At 70.8% G+C, this 20,116-nt stretch carries 18 protein-coding genes; 12 read left to right on the plus strand and 6 right to left on the minus strand.

The window, feature by feature from the left end; translation table 11 throughout:
* The first annotated feature begins 38 nt into the window (after nt 1–38).
* From AB0M36_RS21375 to AB0M36_RS21385, 3 genes are read left to right on the plus strand one after another with little or no spacing between them, the layout of a single operon-like run.
* Nucleotides 39–1,382 (plus strand): NAD(P)-binding domain-containing protein, encoded by a 1,344-nt coding sequence (locus AB0M36_RS21375; RefSeq protein WP_364160053.1) that lies wholly within the window; start codon nt 39–41, stop codon nt 1,380–1,382.
* The gene (locus AB0M36_RS21380) at nt 1,379–2,149 is read left to right on the plus strand and encodes an alpha/beta fold hydrolase (protein ID WP_364160055.1); all 771 of its coding nucleotides are present in this window, start codon (nt 1,379–1,381) and stop codon (nt 2,147–2,149) included. Before AB0M36_RS21375 ends, AB0M36_RS21380 begins: the two co-directional genes overlap by 4 nt.
* A gap of 47 nt (nt 2,150–2,196) precedes the next feature.
* Nucleotides 2,197–3,954, plus strand: coding sequence for a hypothetical protein (locus AB0M36_RS21385; RefSeq protein ID WP_364160057.1), 1,758 nt, complete (start codon nt 2,197–2,199; stop codon nt 3,952–3,954).
* Here the strand turns inward: AB0M36_RS21385 and AB0M36_RS21390 are convergent.
* Both AB0M36_RS21390 and AB0M36_RS21395 read right to left on the minus strand, forming a co-directional pair.
* Nucleotides 3,921–5,378 (minus strand): trehalose-6-phosphate synthase, encoded by a 1,458-nt coding sequence (locus AB0M36_RS21390; protein ID WP_364160059.1) that lies wholly within the window; start codon nt 5,376–5,378, stop codon nt 3,921–3,923. The genes AB0M36_RS21385 and AB0M36_RS21390 overlap by 34 nt on opposite strands.
* Before the next feature lie 70 nt (nt 5,379–5,448).
* Nucleotides 5,449–6,267, minus strand: a complete 819-nt coding sequence (locus AB0M36_RS21395) for a DUF308 domain-containing protein (protein WP_364160061.1) — start codon at nt 6,265–6,267, stop codon at nt 5,449–5,451.
* Between the two features lie 148 nt (nt 6,268–6,415).
* On the opposite strand from AB0M36_RS21395, the gene AB0M36_RS21400 reads away from it, so the two are divergent.
* Nucleotides 6,416–7,144, plus strand: a complete 729-nt coding sequence (locus AB0M36_RS21400; protein WP_364160403.1) for a lysophospholipid acyltransferase family protein — start codon at nt 6,416–6,418, stop codon at nt 7,142–7,144.
* A gap of 26 nt (nt 7,145–7,170) precedes the next feature.
* Nucleotides 7,171–7,569 carry a ChaB family protein gene (locus AB0M36_RS21405; RefSeq protein ID WP_364160063.1) on the plus strand — a complete coding sequence of 133 codons (399 nt, stop codon included), beginning with the start codon at nt 7,171–7,173 and terminating at the stop codon, nt 7,567–7,569.
* Nucleotides 7,570–7,626: 57 nt separating this feature from the next.
* Here the strand turns inward: AB0M36_RS21405 and AB0M36_RS21410 are convergent, their stop codons facing one another.
* Nucleotides 7,627–8,133, minus strand: a complete 507-nt coding sequence (locus AB0M36_RS21410; RefSeq protein ID WP_364160065.1) for a polyadenylate-specific 3'-exoribonuclease AS — start codon at nt 8,131–8,133, stop codon at nt 7,627–7,629.
* A 16-nt stretch (nt 8,134–8,149) separates the two neighbouring features.
* Nucleotides 8,150–9,031: a phosphotransferase gene (locus tag AB0M36_RS21415; protein ID WP_364160067.1), complete on the minus strand. Its 882-nt coding sequence runs from the start codon at nt 9,029–9,031 to the stop codon at nt 8,150–8,152.
* 276 nt (nt 9,032–9,307) lie between these two features.
* Here AB0M36_RS21415 and AB0M36_RS21420 point away from each other — a divergent pair, with 276 nt between their 5' ends.
* From AB0M36_RS21420 to AB0M36_RS21435, 4 genes are all read left to right on the plus strand, one after another.
* Complete coding sequence (locus AB0M36_RS21420) at nt 9,308–10,000, plus strand: Crp/Fnr family transcriptional regulator (protein ID WP_071806683.1); 693 nt, start codon at nt 9,308–9,310, stop codon at nt 9,998–10,000.
* A gap of 169 nt (nt 10,001–10,169) precedes the next feature.
* Nucleotides 10,170–11,198 (plus strand): 6-phosphofructokinase, encoded by a 1,029-nt coding sequence (locus tag AB0M36_RS21425; RefSeq protein WP_364160069.1) that lies wholly within the window; start codon nt 10,170–10,172, stop codon nt 11,196–11,198.
* Nucleotides 11,199–11,261: 63 nt separating this feature from the next.
* Nucleotides 11,262–12,068 carry a pyrroline-5-carboxylate reductase gene (gene proC, locus AB0M36_RS21430; protein ID WP_364160071.1) on the plus strand — a complete coding sequence of 269 codons (807 nt, stop codon included), beginning with the start codon at nt 11,262–11,264 and terminating at the stop codon, nt 12,066–12,068.
* Between the two features lie 90 nt (nt 12,069–12,158).
* Nucleotides 12,159–14,768, plus strand: coding sequence for a glycosyl hydrolase (locus AB0M36_RS21435; RefSeq protein WP_364160073.1), 2,610 nt, complete (start codon nt 12,159–12,161; stop codon nt 14,766–14,768).
* Nucleotides 14,769–14,770: 2 nt separating this feature from the next.
* Here AB0M36_RS21435 and AB0M36_RS21440 read toward each other — a convergent pair whose 3' ends face one another.
* Together AB0M36_RS21440 and AB0M36_RS21445 are read right to left on the minus strand one after the other, a co-directional pair.
* Nucleotides 14,771–15,448 carry a DUF429 domain-containing protein gene (locus AB0M36_RS21440; RefSeq protein ID WP_364160075.1) on the minus strand — a complete coding sequence of 226 codons (678 nt, stop codon included), beginning with the start codon at nt 15,446–15,448 and terminating at the stop codon, nt 14,771–14,773.
* Between the two features lie 7 nt (nt 15,449–15,455).
* A complete protein-coding gene (locus AB0M36_RS21445) occupies nt 15,456–15,926 on the minus strand; it encodes a glutathione peroxidase (RefSeq protein ID WP_364160077.1) in 471 nt (156 codons plus the stop codon).
* 170 nt (nt 15,927–16,096) lie between these two features.
* Between AB0M36_RS21445 and AB0M36_RS21450 the strand changes: the two genes are divergently transcribed.
* The 3 genes from AB0M36_RS21450 to AB0M36_RS21460 all read left to right on the plus strand — a co-directional run bounded on the left by AB0M36_RS21450 (nt 16,097) and on the right by AB0M36_RS21460 (nt 20,076).
* Nucleotides 16,097–17,575, plus strand: a complete 1,479-nt coding sequence (locus AB0M36_RS21450) for a glycosyl hydrolase family 18 protein (protein ID WP_364160079.1) — start codon at nt 16,097–16,099, stop codon at nt 17,573–17,575.
* A gap of 76 nt (nt 17,576–17,651) precedes the next feature.
* A complete protein-coding gene (locus tag AB0M36_RS21455; RefSeq protein ID WP_364160081.1) occupies nt 17,652–19,058 on the plus strand; it encodes a class II 3-deoxy-7-phosphoheptulonate synthase in 1,407 nt (468 codons plus the stop codon).
* Nucleotides 19,051–20,076 carry a GntG family PLP-dependent aldolase gene (locus AB0M36_RS21460; RefSeq protein WP_364160083.1) on the plus strand — a complete coding sequence of 342 codons (1,026 nt, stop codon included), beginning with the start codon at nt 19,051–19,053 and terminating at the stop codon, nt 20,074–20,076. The genes AB0M36_RS21455 and AB0M36_RS21460 overlap by 8 nt, the downstream gene beginning before the upstream one ends.
* Nucleotides 20,077–20,116: the final 40 nt, after the last annotated feature.

Raw genomic sequence — 20,116 nt, forward strand, 5'->3', positions numbered from 1 at the left:
CCTTCCGGGTATGCCCCGGGTTCTGCGAGGATGCCCCGGTGCACGCCACCGAGGACATCGCCGACCGGCACGACGCGGTCTGTGTGATCGGTGCGGGCGCCAGCGGGCTCGCCGCGGTCAAGAACCTGCGGGAGCGGGGCTTCTCCGTCGACTGCTACGAGCGGGAGGCGTCCGTCGGCGGCGCCTGGAACTGGCGTCACGACCGCAGCCCGGTCTCCGCGAGCACGCAGCTGATCTCGTCGCGGCCGCTGACCGAGTTTCCCGATTTTCCGATGCCGGACGACTGGCCGGACTATCCGCATCACAGCGCCTTCCTGGCGTACCTCGAGCGGTACGCGGAGCATTTCGCCCTGCGGGACAGCATCTGGTTCGGCACCGAGGTGGTCTCGGTGACGCCGGTCGGCGACGGCCGCTGGGACGTGACGACCCGCGGCACCGGCGGCGGCGTGGAGCGGGTCCAGCGCTACGCCGCCGTCGTGGTCGCCAACGGGCACAACTGGTCGCCTAAGCCGCTGTCCGTGGACTCGTCGGCCTTCCGCGGGCGGGTTCTGCACGCCTCGGCGTACAAGGATCCGGTGCAGTTGCGCGGCCGCAAGGTGCTGGTCGTCGGCGGCGGCAACACCGGCTGTGACATCGCCGTCGAGGCGGCCCAGCAGGCCGACACGGTGTGGCACTCGACCCGCCGGGGCTACTGGTACGCCCCCAAGTACGTCTTCGGCCGTCCCGCCGACCAGGTGGGCGCCCTGCTGCAACGGCGCCGTCTGCCGTTGTGGCTGCGGCAGTGGATCTATCACCGTACGGTGCGGCTCACCGTCGGCGACGTCACGCGCTTCGGGCTGCCGGCGCCGGACCACCGCCCGTACGAGAGCCATCCGGTGGTCAACAGTCAGCTCGTCTACTACGTCGGCCACGGGCGGATCGCCCCGGTACCGGACGTCGTGCGCCTCGACGGTTCCACCGTGGAGTTCGCCGACGGCCGGCGTGCCGAGCCCGATCTGGTCGTCGCCGCCACCGGCTACCTGCCGCGGTTCGAGTTCCTGGCGCCGGAGTTGCTCGACATCGACGAGGACGGCAGGCCCGACCTGCACCTGCACGCGTTCGCCCGGCGGCATCCGACGCTGGCCGTGGTGGGGCTGCTCCAGTCCGACGCCGGGCTGCCGCCGCTGGCCCACTGGCAGAGCGTGGCCGTCGCCCGCTGGCTGCGGCTGCGCCTCGAGGACCCGGACCGGGCCGCGGCGGTGCAGCGCAAGGAGTCGACGCGGCCGACGCGGTCGTGGGCCCGGCAGCGGGTGGTGCCGACGTCGCGGCACTGGTTCGAGGTGGGCCACGTCAGCTATCTGCGGGCCCTCGAGGAGCTGCTCAAGCGCCTGGAGACGGCATGATGCTGCGCTTCGAGGAGTGGACCGACCCGGTGCCGCCGGTGCGTCGGGAGGTCCTCAGCGCCCTGCCACATCCTGACGAGGGGCAGCCGCCGCTGCTGTTCGTCTCCGGGGTGGGCCATGGCGCGTGGGCGTTCCGCGAACACTGGCTCGGACACGCCGCCTCGCGGGGATTCGCCGCATATGCGCTGAGCCCGCGCGAGAAGGGGACACTGCGCGCCTATGTGCACGACGTGGTGCAGGCCGCCGCCGGGTTGCCGCGCCAGGCGGTGCTGGTCGGGCATGGCACCGGCGCGCTGATCGTCGCGCACGCGCTGGCGCGCTATCCCGCCCGGGCCGCGGTCCTGGCCGCGCCGGTGCTGCACGGATGGTCGGCGTTCGGTGCGGCGCTGCGGTCCCACCCGCTCGGCGCCCTGCCGGCGTTGTTCGGCGGCCGCCTCACGCTCCGCGCCGGCCAGCTGTTCAGCACGGGTCTCGCGGGTGCGGACGCCTATGTCGAGCGGCTCACGCGGGCGCCGTCGGGCGCCTACCGGTCCCTGCTGACCGCGCCGGCGCCGGACGGCCCGGTGGGGTCGCCCCCGGTGCTCGTGGTGGGCAGCCCCGACGACCGGATCGTCACCCCGCGAGCGCTGGACCGGGTGGCGGCCCGCCACGGCGGCGGTGCGCCGCTGCTGTTTCCCGGGATGGGTCACGACCTGATGCTCGACGCCGGCTGGCAGGAGCCCGTGGACGCGATCCTCGACTGGCTGGTGAAGGAACTCGCAGCGTAGAGCCCTTTACCCCGGGCGTACCTTCCCATCCGGTACTGTCGGCGGCCATGGCCAGTCCCGTCACCTCCGAGCGCCCGCAGCCCGATGCCGCGCCGGCGCCCGCCCCGACGCGATGGCGCCGCGTCCGCTCGCACCTGCCCGCGGCAGGCGCCTACCTCGGGCTCGCGCTGATCGTCATGGGCGGCTATCTGGTCAACCCGGCCGGGCAGGTCTCGGGGCACCTGGCCAGCGACAACACGTGGTTCCAGTGGTTGCTGTCGCACGGGGCCTACTCGGTGCGACACCTGAGCAACCCGTTGTTCTCGCATCAGCAGAACGCGCCCGACGGCGTGAACATGATCGCGAACACGTCGGTGCTGGGCGTCACGCTGCCGATGGCGCCGGTGACCATGCTCCTCGGCCCGCGCGTCGCATACCTGATCTGGATGCTCGGCGCCCTCGCCGGCACGGCTTTCAGCACCTACTGGGTGCTGCGGCGCTACCTGGTCAAGTCGAGGGTCGCGGCGTTCCTCGGCGGCGCCTTCGTCGGTTTCGCGCCGGGCATCGTGCACCACGCCAACGGGCAGCCGAACTTCGTCTCCAACTTCCTCCTGCCGCTGATCATCGCCCGGGTGGCCCGGCTGGGCCTGGACGGCCGGTGGCGCCGCGACGGGGTGATCCTCGGGTTGCTGGTGACCTACCAGCTCTTCCTCAACGAGGAGTTGCTGCTGATCACGGCGGTCGGCTGCCTGGTCTTCACCCTCGCGTACGCGGTCCTGTGCCGTGCCGAGGCGCGGCGCCGGGCGGCGGACTTCGCCCGGGCGCTCGCCCTGACCGCGCTCGTGGCGGGGGTGCTCTGCGCGTACCCGATCTGGTTCCAGTTCAACGGGCCGCAGTCGTTCTCGGCCCTGCCGCTGTTCGTCGACTGGGGCGAGGACCCGCTGGCGTACCTGACCTTCGCGCGGGACACCATCGCCGGGACCAAGGCGTCCGAACTGACCGTCGGGCGCACCGAACAGAACAGCTGGTTCGGTCCGCCGCTGGTGGTGCTTCTGCTGGTGCTGTTCGTCGTGCTGTGGAGCCGGTCGGTGGTCGCCCGGGTGGCGGTCGTGACCGCCGTCGCCGGTGCGCTGCTCTCGCTCGGCCCGGCGGTGCGGTTCGCCGGCATTCTCACCGAGATCCCCGGCCCGTTCGCCGCGATGCCGGAACACATGCCGGTGCTCGGCCTGCTGATGCCGAGCCGCCTGACCTTCATCGTGATCGGCGCGACCGCGGTGCTGCTCGCCCTGGGCTGGGAGCACCTGCGGTGGCAGGCCGGGCCCGTGCCGGTCGCCCGGGTGCTCATCGCCCTGGCGGTGCTGCCGCTCGTGCCCAAGCCGATCCCGGCGCGGCCGGACTGGACGACGCCGGAGTTCATCAGTTCCGGTGCCTGGCGTCCGTACGTGAAGCCCGGGCAGACGCTCGTCCCGGTGCCGCTGCCGAGCGACTGGGCCGGGCGGGAGACCCTGAGCTGGTCCGCGGAGGCCGAGCACGAGTTCGTGGTGCCGGAGGGCTACTTCCTCGGACCGGACCCGGCGGGGATCGGCAAGATGGGTACGGCCCAGGGCAGCTGGTTCACCTACTTCGTCCTCACGACCCTCAAGGCCGGGGTGGCTCCGCAGCTCACCGACCCCGAGCGGGAGACCGTCCGGGCCGAGGTGCGGCGGTGGAACGGCGGGGTGCTGGTGATGCGCGCCGACGCCCGGCACGAGCCGATGCGCGCCCTGGTGGAGCAGGTCTACGGGCCCGCCCGTCAGGACCGCGACGTCTGGATCTGGGTGCCCTGAGGGGGTGGCTCGCGGCGTAGCCGGGCCGCGACCCGGCCCGTGCGGTCCAGCGTTTTGAGGTAGGCCCGGGCCCACGCCACGATGTCGTGGCTGCTCAGGTGCGCCCGCATGGCGGCCATCCGGCGCGCCAGGTCCACCGGGTCGGCCTCCATCGCGCGCAGCAGCGTCTCCTTGAGCCCGTCGACGTCGTGCGGGTTGACGAGGAACGCGTCCTCCAGCTCCGCGGCGCACCCGGTGAACTCGCTGAGCACCAGCGCGCCGGAGGAGTCGGCGCGGGCGGCCACGTACTCCTTGGCGACCAGGTTCATGCCGTCGCGCAGCGGGGTCACCACCATCACGTCCGCGGTCTGGTAGAGCGCGGCCAGGTCGGCGCGGTCGAACGGCTGGTTGAGGTAGTGGATGGCGGGCTCGCCGACGCGGCCGTACTCGCCGTTGATCCGCCCCACCTCGCCCTCGATCCGGTCGCGCAGCACCCGGTAGTTCTCGACCCGTTCCCGGCTCGGCACCACGACCTGCACCATCACCGTGTCGCGGACCTTCACCCGCCCTTCGTGCAGCAGCTCGCTGTACGCCGTCAGCCGGTGCTCGATCCCCTTGGTGTAGTCGAGACGGTCCACGCTCAACAGCACCTGCCGCGGCCGGCCGAGGTCGGCGCGCAGCTGTTGGGCCCGGTCGCGGACGTCGGGGCGGGCGGACAGCGACTGCATCTCCGCCACGTCGATCGAGACGGGGAAGGCGCCGGTGCGCACCGTACGGCCGTCGAGGGTGATCTGGTCGTTGGCGGTGACCCGCGCGCCGAGCAGCTTCACGGCGAGCTGGGACACGTTGTGCGCGGCCTGGGGCCGCTGGAAGCCGACGAGGTCCGCGCCGAGCATCCCGCGCAGCAGCTCGTTGCGGCGGGGGAGCTGCATGAACAACTCCGGCGGCGGGAACGGCACGTGCAGGAAGAACCCGATCAGCACGTCCGGGCGCAGCCGGCGCAGCAGGTCCGGCACGAGCTGCAGGTGATAGTCCTGCACCCAGAGCACGCCGCCGGGCTCGACGACCTCGGCGGCGCACTCCGCGAACCGCCGGTTGACGTCGGAATAGGTCTCCCACCAGCCACGATGGAACACGGGCGGCTCCACGGCGTCGTGGTAGAGCGGCCACAGCGTCGAGTTGGCGAAGCCCTCGTAGTAGCCGCGCAGTTCCTCCTCGGACAGGGCCATGGGACGCAGGCGCAGGCTGCCGATGTCGCTCAGCGTGGGTGCGGCGCCGACCCCGCCCGCCCAGCCGACCCAGGTGGCCGGGGTCTGCTGGAGGATGGCGTGCAGGGCGCTGGCCAGGCCGCCGGGACTGCGCCGCCACTCGCAGGCGCCGTCGGGCGCGGCGCTGTCGTCGAGGGGAAGACGATTGGCGACGACCACGAGCGAGCTCTGGCGCATTCACGAGAGGTTAGTGGATGACTACCGAGAGTACAACGTCGGTGATCTATGTCTGGGCTCGCGGCGAGGGTCAGACGACCGCGCCGTCGTCGAACTCGTCATCGTCGTCGCCGGAGCGCAGCCGCCACACCAGGGTCACGGCACCCGCCACGATCGCCGTGAATCCGATCAGCGTGACGAGGTTGCGGTCGACCGGGAGCAGCCACGGAAACAGGAACAGCAGGAAACCCAGGACCACGCCCGCCACTCCGGCGATCGCGTACTTGGAGATGTGCGGCAGCGGCGGCGGGGGCGGCGGCACGTAGCGCTCGTCCTCGTCGTCGTCGGAGGCGGTGCCGAAGGTGTCGAGCCCGTCGAGGAGCGTGGGCTCGTCGACGCGGTCGGTGCGGCGCCGGTTGAGTTGGATGCCGGAGACGTCGGTGGCCGAGGTGAGCTTGTCGCCGGGCTCGGCCGGCGGTTCCGGTGCCCGGGTGAGGTCGATGCCCTCCGCGGCCGGCCAGGGCGGGGTGGCCGGGTCGACGGCGGTATGAAATCCGGCGACGATCTTCGCCCAGGCGGCGTCGACCTCGCCCTGGTCGCCGCTCGGGGGCTGCGCCGCGGGCGAGGTAGCAGGGCCGGTGCTCGCGGTCAGCTTGTCCAGGTGCTCGCGGGCGGTGTCGAGATGGGTGCGGTCGACGTAGAGCCGGTCGGTGGGCCGGGCCGGGAGCGTCGTGGCACGCAGGATCGGGTTGAGATCGGCCGAGGGCTGCAGATATGCGGCGATGCCACCGGCCGCCAGGACGTCGAGCAGATGCTCGCCGACCCGGGGATCCACGTCACCCGCGGCCGCGTAATCGGCCGCGTCGAGCCCGTTGTCCCGCCGCCCGCGACGGGCGCCACCCGCAGACACCTCTGCACACTCCTCGCCCCGCGCCGCTCGCGCGTGCCTTGAATGGTGACACGACAGGTGCCGCTTGCGGGAGTGCGTTGTGGCGTGCCGCCCCCGCTTCGTACGCTTTCCTCGCCTCATGGACCGCAGCGCGCGGGAAAGGACCTCAGTGTTCTACTGGCTACTGAAGTACGTGGTTCTCGGACCTGTCCTGAAATGCCTTTTCCGCCCCGATGTGGAGGGTCTGCGGCATGTACCAGCGACCGGGCCGGTGATCCTGGCCTGCAACCACCTGTCATTCTCCGACTCGATCTTCACACCCCTGATCGTGAAGCGGAAGGTGACATTCGTCGCCAAAGCGGAGTACTTCACGGGTAAGGGGATCAAGGGCTGGCTGATGCGCCAGTTCTTCGTCGGCACCGGGACGATCCCGGTCGACCGTTCGGGTGGCAAGGCCGCCCGTGCGGCCCTCGACACCCAGCTGCGGGTGCTGCGCTCGGGCAACATCGCCGGCATCTACCCCGAGGGCACCCGCTCGCCCGACGGCCGGCTCTATCGCGGCAAGACCGGCGTGGCCCGGCTCGCCCTGGAGAGCGGCGCACCGGTCGTGCCGGTCGCGCTCATGAACACCGACGAGATCCAGCCGACGGGCACGCTCATCCCGAAGATCAAGCGGGTACGCCTGCGCATCGGAGCGCCGCTCGACTTCTCCCGCTACTCGAGCTCGGTCGGCGACCGCTTCGTCGAGCGCGCGGTGACCGACGAGATCATGTACGAGCTGATGACGCTGACCGGCCGCGAGTACGTCGACGTCTACGCCGCGTCTCTGAAGACCTCCGTCGAGGCGCCCCGCCCTCCGGCGCCCGCGTTTACACCCCTCGAGGACCGGGCACGGTGATCGGATCAGCCTCCAGGAGGTGCGAAATGCCGACACGCGAGGACATGCCCAGCACGCTGAAGCGGTCACCGAAGAAGGCCCAGGACACCTACGTCAAGGCCCACGACTCGGCCGTCGACCAGTACGGCGAGGGCGAGCGCGCCCACCGCACGGCGTTCTCGGCGGTCAAGCACTCGTTCGAGAAGGTGGGCGACCACTGGGAGCCCAAGGCCAAGAAGGGCCCCAGCGACGCCAAGGCCGCCGGCGGCCGCGGCACCAAGGCCGCGACGAAGGGCGGCGTCGACGCCAACGCGTCCAAGGAACACCTGATGGACGTGGCGAAACGGCTCGACATCCGGGGCCGCTCCCGGATGACCAAGTCCGAGCTGGTCGACGCCATCCAGAAGGCCAACAAGCGCAGCGACCGCAAGGCGCGCGCCAAGTAACACCTCGGGTCCGGTCGCCGCGCTATTCGCCCCTCGGCGCGCTATTCGCCCTCAGCGTCAGCGCGGCGGCCGGCCCTCGCCTTCCATGGCCTTCCAGCGGGCGAGGTTGTGCCGGGCGTCGACGAGCGCGTCGTGCCGGCCCTCGGCGGTGGGCAGGCTCGGGCGGCCCAGGTCGTCCCAGCGCTGGCGCAGATCCTTGGTGAAGCGCGGAATCTCCCGCGGCAGGGCCGGCATGGCACCCCACAGCTGGGCGAGCGCCACGTGGTCGTACGCGGCGTACCACGCCCACAGCTCGATCTGATCGTCCCGGCCCTGGATGGGCTCGGTGAGGAACGCGTACAGGTCGTCGCGGATGCGTTCCCGGGAGCGCCATGCCGGGTCCGCCGGGGACGGCAGCTTGTCCAGCACGTTGCGGCGTACCCAGGGCACGGCGCGGGAGTCGTCGAACTGGGTCGAGACCGCGTAGAACGTGCGGCCGTACTCGTCGACGACGCCGATCGACACGAGGTCGACCGTGCGGCCGTCCTCGATGAATTCGCAGTCGTAAAAATAGCGGTAAACCATCGCGGCCCATCCTCGCCTACCGCGGGTCCGCCTCGGCCACCAGGGCCGCCTGTGCCCGGCGCAGCACCTCCCGGTTGCCGTCACCCTCCCCGGTGACGAGCCGCCGGGCCGCCCAATCCGCCTGGACCGCCCACCGGAAGCGCAGCATCACCGGCAGGGCCGCGTGCAGCTCGCCCTCGTCGACCGGGCCCGCCGCGAGATAGCCGTCGAGCAGCTCCGCGGCGGTGTCCGGGCCGCCGGCGTAGACCACGGCGGCGGCCACGTCGTAGAGCAGCGGACCGGTGCCGCTGGCACCGCAGTCGAGCAGGCCCGCCCGCCCCGTGGCCGGGTCGACCAGGAACACTTCCGGGGCCGGGTCGCCGTGCAGCACCCCGTACGTGAGCCGGTCCGTGACGGTGAGTCGGGTCATGGCGGTGACCGCGCCGGCGACCGCATCCCGCAGCCAGGGCTCGACGGCCAGGTGCGGGGCCTCGGGGTCGAGCAGGTTCCAGCGGCGCAGGCCGGGATGGTGGAACGTCTGCAGGGTGCGGTGCACGGCGCCCAGCCGGTCGCCCCAGAACTGCTGGTCGATCGGGTCCCCGCCGTCGAGGATGCGGCCCGGCGCGCGGCGCAGCACGGCCATCGCGCCGTACGGGGTCTCGGCCGTCAGTCCCCCGGCCAGGGTGCGGACCGGCTCGCCGGCCTCGATGCCGGTGCTGCGCAGGTGCTCGGCCGCGGCGAGCCCGGCCTCCACGGGCTGGCGGGCGGCCGGTTCGGCGAGGCGGGCGACGAAGCGCTCGCCGCCCGCGGTCACGTCCCAGCCGTGCGACAGCAGGCCCCCGGGCAGCGCCGAGATCTCGGCGGGCACGAGATGCCACTGCTCCCGCAGAGTGGATCGAAGGAGGTCGTGGTCCGGCACGGCCGCGATTATGTCGGCACCCTGAGTGGTCCCAACGGACACCGTGGGTGGTTTGTGAACGGGTTCGCCGGGTGGTCGGTGGTGAGTTGGATGCATTCGTTACACCAGGCGATTGGGGCTATACAGCGAGCGACATACGCGAAATGATCGAAAGGTCAGGCGCTGGAGGTATCAAATGGCGTTGATGGCGCTCTTCATGCTAAGAGTGATCGTTCACGTCGCGGGGGTGACGTCGGGCAATGCCGGCGGTGGTCCCGACCGGGGGAAGGACTGACCGTGGATCATCGGCTGCCGGAGCCGGGTGACGCGCTCACGGGCGTGGAGATGTTCGCCGGGCTGGAGCCCGACGTCCGACAGCGGGTCATCGCTGCCGCCGTGCCCCGTACGTACCGAAAAGGTCAGATCCTGTTTGTCGAGCACGATCCGGGCGATTCGCTGATCGTGCTGCGTCGCGGCGCGATCGCGGTGTTCCGCACCGCGCCCACCGGCGAACGGGCCGTCCTGCACGTGGTGCGCCCGCCCGACGTGCTCGGCGAGGTCTCCCTGCTCGACGCGTCCACCCGCTCGGCCAGCGCCGAGGCGATCGAGGACAGCCAGGCGCTGGCGCTGTCCCGGGTCGCGTTCATGGACCTCGTGCACTCCAACCCGCGCATCCTCGACGCGGTGATGCGCTCGGTCGGCGGCCTGATCCGGCGCCTCACCGAGCAGAACGCCGACCACGTCTTCCTCGACCTGCCCGGGCGGGTGGCCAAGACCCTGGTCCGGCTCGCCGGTGACAGCCAGGCGCCGATGATCACGATCGAGCTCAACCAGAGCCAGCTCGCCGAGATGGCCGGCGGTTCCCGACAGAGCGTCAACCAGGCCATCGGCTCGTTCGCGACCCGCGGGTGGCTGCGCACCGAGGGCCGGCGGATCGTGGTCACCGACGTCTCGGCCCTGCGCCGCCGGGCCGGCATGGCCGAAAGGTAGGACCGGGAGCACGAAACCGTACGTTTGTAGCGGGGCGGTGATGGTCCGGGGTGAGGGCGGCGACTACAGTGCGCATGCGGCCCGCCCCCGGACCCGGCAGTGACGCCGGACGACGAATTCCCCGGGTGCAGGGCATCTCTCGCGACCCGATAAGGGAGGACGAGTCATCATGCGTATCGGCGTGCTCACCGGCGGCGGCGACTGCCCCGGTCTCAACGCCGTGATCCGGGCGGTGGTGCGCAAAGGCGTCGCCGTCTACGGTCACGAATTCGTCGGCTTCCGGGACGGCTGGAAGGGCCCGCTGGAGGGCGTGACGAAGCCGCTCGGCATCGCCGAGGTCCGCGGCATCCTGCCCCGCGGCGGCACGATTCTGGGTTCCTCCCGGACCAACCCGTTCAAGATCGACGGCGGCGTCGAGAAGATCAAGGCCAACCTCGCCGAGCAGGGCGTGGACGCGCTCGTGGCCATCGGCGGCGAGGACACCCTCGGGGTGGCCACCAAGCTCACCGACCTCGGGGTCAAGGTCGTCGGCGTGCCGAAGACCATCGACAACGACCTGAACGCGACCGACTACACCTTCGGCTTCGACACCGCGGTCAACATCGCGATGGAGGCGATCGATCGGCTGCACACCACGGCCGAGTCGCACCACCGCACGCTCGTCGTCGAGGTCATGGGCCGGCACGCCGGCTGGATCGCCCTGCACGCCGGCCTCGCCGGCGGCGCCAACGTCATCCTGCTGCCGGAGCGCCACTTCGACGTGGAGCAGGTCGCCACGTACGTGACCAAGCGCTTCCAGGTCGAGTACGCACCCATCGTGGTGGTCGCCGAGGGCGCCCAGCCGCTCGAGGGCCAGATGGTCCTGCACAACCAGGAGCTCGACTCGTTCGGCCACGTCCGCCTCGGCGGCATCGGCCAGTGGCTCGCCGAGCAGCTGGAGGAGAAGACCGGCAAGGAGGCCCGCACGGTCGTCCTCGGTCACATCCAGCGCGGCGGCACCCCGACGGCGTTCGACCGGGTCCTCGCGACCCGCTTCGGCCTGCAGGCCATCGACGCCGTGCACGAGGGCGACTTCGGCAAGATGATGGCGTTGCGCGGCACCGACATCGTCCGGGTCCCGCTCGCCGAGGGCACCGGTGAACTCAAGACCGTGCCGATGTCGCGGTACGACGAGGCCGAAGTCTTCTTCGGCAGCTGAGTCCGATTCGGTGAAGGGGTGGGCGCGCGACGTCCGCCCCTTCCCAGCCCTCACGGAGGACACATGACCGTCGTCGCGGTGCTCGGCGCCGGCAAGATCGGTGAACTGGTGCTGTCCGGCCTGCTCCGCGCCGGCTGGCCGGCGGACAATCTGCTCGTCACCACCCGCCGTTCCGCCCGGCGTGATGAATTGCGCGAGCGTTACGGCATCCGGGCGGTCGGCAACGCGGAGGCGGTGGCCGAGGCGGACGTGCTGGCGATCGCGGTCAAGCCGCAGGACGCGGGCGCCCTGCTCGCCGAGATCGGCGCGTCGATCCCCGCCGGCAAGCTCGTCGTGTCCCTCTGCGCCGGGCTGCCGACCAGCTTCTTCGCCGCCCGGTTGCCGGAGGGCACCCCGGTGGTCCGGGTCATGACCAACACCCCGGCCCTGGTGGACGAGGCCATGACGGCCATCTCGGCCGGCCCGCACGCGACCGGCGACCACCTGGCGGTCACCGAGGAGATGTTCAAGCCGCTCGGCGCGACCATCCGCGTGCCGGAGTCGCAGCAGGACGCGGTCACCGCCCTCTCGGGCTCCGGCCCGGCGTACTTCTACCTGCTGGTCGAGGCGATGATCGACGCCGGCATCCTGCTCGGGCTGCCCCGGCAGATCGCCCATGAGCTGATCGTGCAGACCGCGATCGGCTCGGCGGTCATGCTGCGGGACTCGGGCGAACATCCGGTCAAGCTGCGCGAGGCGGTGACCTCCCCGGCCGGCACGACGATCTCGGCGATCCGCGAGCTCGAGAACCACGGGGTCCGCGCCGCACTGCTGGCCGCCCTCGAGGCGGCCCGGGACCGGGCGCGGGAGATCGCGGCGCAGAGCGCCTGACCACCGGCTTCGATGTGATCCGCGTCCCAGAGGCGCCCATCGATCGAAACGGGGCCTCCTCGGACACCGGCCGGTTCCTACGATGATCTTGTGTTCTCTCTTCGTAAACTGGCCGCGGCGACCTCGGCCCTCCTAGCCACCGCGACCCTGGTCGTGGCATCCCCGGGGGCCCGTGCCGCCGATCCGATCGCGCCGGGCGCGGCCGCGAGGCCGACGCGCGTCATGGCGCTCGGTGACTCGATCACCTACGGTGGGTGCTGGCGTGCCAGGTTGTGGCAGCGTCTCCAAGGACCGGGAAGGCCGCAGGTCGACTTCGTCGGTTCGGCCGCCAACCCCGACTGCGTCACGACCCACGACAGGGACAACGAGGGACACCCGAGCATCCGCGCCACGACGATCGTGGCCGACAACCTGCTGCCCGGCTGGCTCGCCACGGCCAAGCCCGACGTGGTCATGATGCATCTCGGCACGAACGACGTGTGGGGAGGCGTGGACCCGAAGCTGATCCGCGACGCGTACGACAAACTGGTCGACCAGATGCGGGCCAACAACCCCGCCATGCGGATCTTGGTCGCCCAGATCCTGCCCATGGGCAAGCCGAGCTGCGGGTTCTGTCAGCCGGGGGTGGAAGCGCTCAACAAGCTGATCCCCGCCTGGGCCGCCGCGAAGAGCACGACGGCGTCGCCCATCACCGTGGTCGACCAATGGTCCGGATTCGACACGGCGACGGACACCACCGACGGGGTGCACCCGAACAACAAGGGCGGCGAGAAGCTTGCTGACCGGTGGTACATGCCGCTGAGCAGGGCTCTGGCCGGTGACCGGCAGGACGTGATCGACTGGCTGAGCGACCTGCCGCACCGGGCCGACAAGCACGTCGTGTCCGGGCTCTTCGGTGGCTTCAACGTCACGAAGGAACCGGTGGACGGTAAGCCGGATCCGGGTCTGTTCAGCCTCGCGGAGGTCAACACGCTGCACGAGCGGACGGGCCGGCGGCCGGGAATGCTGGGCTGTGACTACGCCTCGTGGAACGACGATCCGAAGGCCGGACCCGTCGATCCCACCTGCAACGCCTCCCTGGTCGACTGGTGGCGCCAAGGCGGCCTGGTGACGGTCAGTGTGCACCTGCCCAATCCCGACGAGGCGCTGAACTACAAGCAGAAGATGCCCGACTTCACCCGGCTGTTGGACCGGTCCAACCCGGCCGGCGACCGGTGGTACGACTGGTTGGACAAGGTGGCAGCCGGCCTGGGAGAACTGAAGAACCAGGGTGTGCCGGTCCTCTTCCGGCCGTTGCACGAGATGAACGGCACGTCGTTCTGGTGGTCTGACCAGGACCCGGAGGAGTTCAAGCGGGTCTGGAAAGCGATGCACGCCTACCTTACGAACAAGGGCCTCGACAATCTCGTCTGGGTTTACGGTCCGGACGCCAACTACGCCTCGCGACTCGCCTACTACCCTGGTCCTGAATTCGTCGACGTCGTCGGCCTGTCGGCCTACCAGGCGGATCTGAACCCGCGCCTGGTCAACGGGTACGAGGAGATGCTCACCCTGAACAAGCCGTTCGGCTTCACCGAGATCGGCCCACCCGACTCGGCGCCGACCGGCACGTACGACTTCGGCGCGATGGCGGCGGCGGTGCGGACCCGGTTCCCGGCCGCCACGTTCTTCCAGGCGTGGAGCGGCAAGTTCTCCCTCGTCACGAACCGCAACGCCGATGTCCTGATGGCCGATCCGACCATGGCGCATCTCGGTGACGTGGATCTGACCGCCCGCACGCCCGGATCGCCGGCCCCGGCGGGACCGCGAAAGGTGTTCGCCGATTTCGAGGCCGGCAGCGGAGGCTGGGCCGGTTTCCAGACGAAGAGTCCCGTGTGGGCGGTCAAGGAGTGGGCGACGACCAGCCCTGGGCAGTCGCTCAAGGCGGACGTCGACCTCGGCGCCGCGCCGGCCTACCTGTCGTGGACCGGCCGCACCGACCTGACGGGACGGGCGAAGCTGTCGGCCGCGGTCCGCACCGCCCCGTGGGGTGACCACCGCGCGGGTACGACCGCGAAGCTGTACGTGCGCACCGGATCGGCGCTGACCTGGCACGACGGTGGCAGTACCGTGGTCGGGCCCAACGGCACGGTGCTCTCGGTCGACCTGACGAAGGTGACGGGACTGAACGATGTCCGCGAGATCGGGGTGCGCTTCGAGCCCGCTCCGGGAGCGAACGAGGTGTCGGCCGCCTACGTCGACGACGTCGTCACCTTCGCGCCATCCCGGAGCCTCGGCGATTTCGAGTCCGGCGTGGACGGCTGGACGGGCGAGAACGTCAGCGGGGCTCCGTCGCCGGTCGAGGAATGGTTCAGCCAGGGTGGACGCTCGCTCAAGGCCAACGTGGACCTGTCCGCCGGTGAGAGCAAGCTGGTCCTCAAGTCGGTCGCCGTCGGCGAGCACCGCATGATCCGGCTGCGGGCCCGCGTCGCGCCGTGGGGTGAACAGGGCTCGGGCGTCCTGGCCAAGATCAATGTCAAGTACGCCGATGGTCGGGGCTGGCAGTCGGACAAGGGGACGCTGGTCGACGCGAAGGGGACGATGCTGACCGTGAACATCGACGGTATCGCCACCATCGACCAGCTCGAGGTGTCGTTCCAGCCCCCGAAGGGCGCGCACGAGGGCTCGGCCATCTACATCGACAACGTGGAGCTGATCTAGCCCTAGTACCAGATCGCGATCCGGGCGCCGTTGTCCTCCTCGGGCGGACTGGGATGGCTCAGCGCCGTCCCGGTCGCCATCCGGTGCGCGCTCCACGCCACCGCGGCGGCGTCGAGGATGTCGTCCGGCGGTGCCTGGCCGGCGGGGCCGAGCTGGTCGGGCAGGACGATCCCGTGCCGGGCGAGCAGCTCGCGGCGACGGGCCTGGCCGGTCCAGGTCTTCTTGGCGTACGCGAGCGGCTCGCCGGCCATCTCCCGGAACGACACCTCGGGATGCGCCTCGAAGAGCAGGCCGGGGTGTCGTTCCCAGATCGCGTTGGCCTCGAGCAGCTTGGGCCGCATCGCCCAGGACTGGCGGCTGAGTCCGGCGCCGGTGAGCTCGCGGCAGAGCCGGTTGGCGGCCGCGAAGTCGGACTCCTGCCAGACCGCGCGGGGCGGGACGCGGAACACGCTGCTGCGCCGGGGGCCGAGGTGATCGGCGGCAACGGTGTCGGCGGCGCGCCAGCGGTCCGGCAGCATGCCGAGCGGGATGTCGACGCCGATGACCGCCGAGCCCGAACTGCCCGCGACGATCTCGTAGAGCGTGGACGCCAGCATCGCCCGGCCGAAGTGGCCGTCGCGCAGCTCGACGCCGACCCAGCCGAGGGCGTAGGCATCGACGCCGATCACGTGGAGGCTCATCCGCGGCTCAGCGGGGCAAGAGCTTCTCGATGGCGGCTACCAGCCGTTCGTCGTTCGGCTCGGTGCCCGGGTCGAAGCGCGCCTCGACCCGGCCGTCCGGTCCGACGAGGATCTTCTCGAAGTTCCACTGGATGGCTTCCCCCTCGCCGACCAGTTCGCGATAGAGCGGATGCCGGTCGTCACCGTTGACGTCGACCTTCGCCGTGAGGGGGAAGGTGACGCCGAAGTTGACCGAGCAGAACTCCTGGATGTCCTCCGCCGTGCCGGGTTCCTGGCCGGCGAACTGGTTGGAGGGCACGCCCAGAATCACCAGGCCCCGCTCCCGATAGGTCTGCCACAGCGTTTCCAGCCCGGCGTACTGCGGGGTGTATCCACACCGTGACGCGACGTTGACCACGAGGACGACATTGCCGCGGTATTGCGACAAGTCTGCTGATCCGCCCGGCAGGGCGTCGATGTCGACGTCGAAGATGGTCATGACGGCAGACTACGCGTTGTGCCTGTGCGAGTGCACGCTGTGCCGCTCACTATCGAAAAGTTAAGCGCACTGTCAAACCAGTGTGACCTTCTTGACTGATGTTCATAGATGTGACTACCGTCTCCTCATCTTCAATTTGGAAAGTTTCCTAAGAGTTATGAGGAGACGCCGTGCAGAAAACCCTCCGCCGCGCGCTGTGGGCTGGGACGATCGTGGTGATGGCCTCCGCCGCGGTGCCCATGGTCCAGGCTTCCGCCGCCGTCGCCGCCGCCTGTGCCCCCGCGTGGAGCTCCTCGTCGGTTTACACCAAGGACATGGCCGCTTCGCAGTCCGGTCACAACTACACCGCGAAGTGGTGGACCCAGAACGAATCCCCGGCCACCCACAGCGGTCAATGGGACGTGTGGATCGACAACGGCGCCTGCGGCGGCGGCACCCCGCCGACCACGCCGCCCACGACCCCGCCGACCACTCCACCGACCACGCCGCCCACGACTCCACCGACGACGCCGCCCACGACCCCGGGACCGGGCGCCAAGAATGTCGTCGGCTACTTCGCGCAGTGGGGCGTCTACGGACGCAACTACCACGTCAAGAACATCGTCACGAGCGGCTCGGCGGCGAAGCTCACCCACATCCTGTACGCCTTCGGCAACACCACGGGCGGCCAGTGCACCATCGGTGACTCGTACGCCGACTACGACCGGGCCTACACCGCGGCCGAGAGCGTCGACGGCGTCGCCGACACCTGGGACAACGGCGCCCTGCGCGGCTCCTTCAACCAGCTGCGCAAGCTCAAGAAGCAGTACCCGAACATCAAGGTGATCTGGTCCTTCGGCGGCTGGACCTGGTCCGGCGGCTTCACCCAGGCCGCGGCGAACCCGACCGCCTTCGCGAACTCCTGCTACAACCTGGTCAAGGACTCCCGCTGGGCCGACGTCTTCGACGGCATCGACATGGACTGGGAGTACCCCAACGCCTGCGGCCTGACGTGCGACGCCAGCGGCCCCGACTCGTACAACAAGGTGATCTCGGCGCTGCGCGCCAAGTTCGGCAACTCCTTCCTGATCACCTCGGCGATCTCGGCGGACGGCTCCGACGGCGGCAAGCTGGACGCGGCCGACTACGCCTCCGGCATCGCGAAGCTGAACCTGGTCTTCCCGATGACCTACGACTACTACGGCGCCTTCAGCCCGCAGGGTCCGACCGCGCCGCACTCGCCGCTGACCTCGTACCCGGGCATCCCGCAGCAGGGCTTCTGGTCCGACGCGGCGATCCAGAAGCTCAAGAGCAAGGGCGTGCCGGCGAGCAAGATGTTGCTCGGCATCGGCTTCTACGGCCGCGGCTGGACCGGGGTCACGCAGAGCGCCCCGGGCGGCACGGCCACGGGCGCGGCGCCGGGCACCTACGAAGCCGGCATCGAGGACTACAAGGTGCTCAAGAACACCTGTCCGGCCACCGGCACCGTCGGCGGCACCGCCTACGCCAAGTGCGGCGGCAACTGGTGGGGTTACGACACCCCGGCCACCGTCGGCGGCAAGATGACGTACGCGAGGAACCAGGGTCTCGGCGGCGCCTTCTTCTGGGAATTCTCCGGCGACACCAGCAACGGTGAGCTGATCACCGCGATCAAGAACGGTCTCGGCTGAGACATCGACGCACCGCCCACGCGGCGCCCGGGGGAGCCCCCCGCGCCGCGTGGGCGGCCCTAGTTAGGCTGCTTGCATGCGCCGAGAGTGGCATCAGCTCAGTCATCCGGGAATCACGGCGACCGCCCTGCAGACTTCCCGTCCGTCCACCGACTCCGCCGAGGACTCGGCGCTCGGTCTGGATCGCTGGCGCGAACTGCCGCGCGTGCAGATGCCGCCGTGGCAGGACCTCGGCGAGGTGGCGGAGGTCTGCAAGGTTCTCGAGAACGTGCCGTCGATCGTGGCGCCCTACGAGGTCGACCAGCTCCGGCACAAGCTCGCGGAGGTCTGCGAGGGCCGGGCGTTCATGCTGCAGGGCGGCGACTGCGCCGAGACCTTCGCCGACAACACCGAGAGCCACCTGCTCGCCAACGCCCGCACGCTGTTGCAGATGGCCGTCGTGCTCACCTACGGCGCTTCGCTGCCGGTGGTGAAGGTCGCCCGGGTCGCGGGGCAGTACACCAAGCCCCGGTCGTCGCCGACCGACTCGCTGGGGCTGCCGGCGTACCGCGGCGACATGATCAACTCGCTGGAGGCCGATGAGGACGCTCGGGTCGCCGACCCGCAGCGCATGATCCGGGCGTACGCGAACAGCGCCGCCGCGATGAACATGCTGCGCGCGTACCTCGCCGGCGGCCTCGCCGACCTGGCCGGGCTGCACGACTGGAACAAGGACTTCGTCCGCGCCTCGCCGGCCGGCGAGCGCTACGAGGCCATCGCCCGCGAGATCGACCGCGCCCTCGACTTCATCCGCGCCTGCGGCATGACCGACGACGAGGCGCTGCGGACGGTCAGCCTGTACTGCTCGCACGAGGCGCTGGCGCTGGAATACGACCGGGCGCTCACCCGGGTCTCGCAGGACCGGGCGTACGGGCTCTCCGGCCACTTCCTGTGGATCGGCGAGCGCACCCGCCAGCTCGACCACGCGCACATCGACTTCCTCAGCCGCCTCGCCAATCCGATCGGCGTCAAGCTCGGGCCCGGCACGTCCCCGGAGACCGCCCTCGAGCTGTGCGAGAAGCTCAACCCGGACAACATCCCGGGCCGGCTCACGCTGATCAGCCGGATGGGCAACGGCAAGGTCCGCGACGCGCTGCCGCCGATCGTCGACAAGGTGACCGGGGCGGGCGCCAAGGTCGTGTGGCAGTGCGACCCGATGCACGGCAACACCCACGAGTCCTCCAACGGCTACAAGACCCGCCACTTCGACCGGATCGTCGACGAGGTCCTCGGCTACTTCGAGGTGCACCGCGGCCTGGGCACCCACCCCGGCGGCATCCACGTCGAGCTGACCGGCGAGGACGTGACCGAGTGCCTCGGCGGCGCGCAGGGCATCGAGGACCTCGACCTGCCGGGCCGCTACGAGACCGCCTGCGACCCCCGCCTTAACACCCAGCAGAGCCTCGAGCTGGCCTTCCTGGTGGCGGAGATGCTGCGTGGTTGATCTGCGATCGGACACCGTCACCCGGCCGACCGCCGCCATGCGGCAGGCGATGGCGACCGCCGAGGTCGGTGACGACGTCTTCGGCGACGACCCCACCGTCAACGCGCTCGAGGCGCACGTGGCGGCCCTGTTCGGGCACGAGGCCGCGCTGTTCACCCCGTCCGGCACGATGGCCAACCAGATCGCGCTCCAACTCCTCGTGCCGCCGGGCGAGGAGCTGCTGGCCGGGGCCGACGCGCACGTCGTCACGTACGAGGTGGGTGCCGCCGCGGCGCTCGGCGGCGTCTCCACCCGGACCTGGCCGTCGGTGGGCGCGGCGCTCGACGCCGAACAGATCGCGGCGATGATCCGGCCGGCGGGCTACCCGTCGGTGCCGACCCGGGCGGTCGCGGTCGAGCAGACGCACAACCTCGGTGGCGGCGGCGTCACCAGCGTGGAGACGCTGCGGGAGCTGCGCAAGGCGACCTCGGCCGCCGGGGTGTCGCTGCACTGCGACGGGGCCCGCATCTGGCACGCGCACGTGGCGGACGGGGTGCCGCTCGCCGCGTACGGTGAACTGTTCGACACCCTCGCGGTCTGCCTATCGAAGGGCCTGGGCGCGCCGGTGGGTTCGCTGGTCGTCGGCTCCGCGGAGCGGATCGCGCGGGCCCGGCCGCTGCGCAAACGGATGGGCGGCGGCATGCGCCAGGTCGGCATCCTCGCCGCGGCCGGACGGCACGCCCTCGACCACCACGTCGACCGGCTCGCCGACGACCACGCCCGGGCCCGCCGCATCGCGCAGGCCCTCGCGCCGCTCGGCGTCGTCGACGCCGCCGCCGTACGCACCAACCTCGTGCCGCTGGACCTGGCCAGGGCACCGCTGGACGCGCCGTCGCTGGCGGCCGCGGCCGCCGAGCGCGGCGTGCTGATCGCGGCGATGCTGCCGAGGACGGCCCGCCTGGTCACCCACCTGGATGTGGACGACGACGGCGTCGACCGGACGATCGACGTGCTGACCGCCCTCCTGCGCGCCGACTGATCGACGGCAACCCCGTCTGGTTACATCGGAGTTCGACACC

Source organism: Actinoplanes sp. NPDC051346 (genome assembly GCF_040682215.1).
Classification (GTDB): Bacteria; Actinomycetota; Actinomycetes; order Mycobacteriales; family Micromonosporaceae; genus Actinoplanes.

What these genes read in the sequence shown, in the direction of transcription:
- AB0M36_RS21380 (WP_364160055.1), top strand. Translation starts at nt 1,379, where the DNA reads ATGATGCTGCGCTTCGAGGAGTGGACCGACCCGGTGCCGCCGGTGCGT.
- AB0M36_RS21385 (WP_364160057.1), top strand. Translation starts at nt 2,197, where the DNA reads ATGGCCAGTCCCGTCACCTCCGAGCGCCCGCAGCCCGATGCCGCGCCG.
- AB0M36_RS21390 (WP_364160059.1), bottom strand. Translation starts at nt 5,378, where the DNA reads ATGCGCCAGAGCTCGCTCGTGGTCGTCGCCAATCGTCTTCCCCTCGAC.
- AB0M36_RS21405 (WP_364160063.1), top strand. Translation starts at nt 7,171, where the DNA reads ATGCCGACACGCGAGGACATGCCCAGCACGCTGAAGCGGTCACCGAAG.
- AB0M36_RS21410 (WP_364160065.1), bottom strand. Translation starts at nt 8,133, where the DNA reads ATGGTTTACCGCTATTTTTACGACTGCGAATTCATCGAGGACGGCCGC.
- AB0M36_RS21425 (WP_364160069.1), top strand. Translation starts at nt 10,170, where the DNA reads ATGCGTATCGGCGTGCTCACCGGCGGCGGCGACTGCCCCGGTCTCAAC.
- proC (WP_364160071.1), top strand. Translation starts at nt 11,262, where the DNA reads ATGACCGTCGTCGCGGTGCTCGGCGCCGGCAAGATCGGTGAACTGGTG.
- AB0M36_RS21440 (WP_364160075.1), bottom strand. Translation starts at nt 15,448, where the DNA reads ATGAGCCTCCACGTGATCGGCGTCGATGCCTACGCCCTCGGCTGGGTC.
- AB0M36_RS21445 (WP_364160077.1), bottom strand. Translation starts at nt 15,926, where the DNA reads ATGACCATCTTCGACGTCGACATCGACGCCCTGCCGGGCGGATCAGCA.
- AB0M36_RS21455 (WP_364160081.1), top strand. Translation starts at nt 17,652, where the DNA reads ATGCGCCGAGAGTGGCATCAGCTCAGTCATCCGGGAATCACGGCGACC.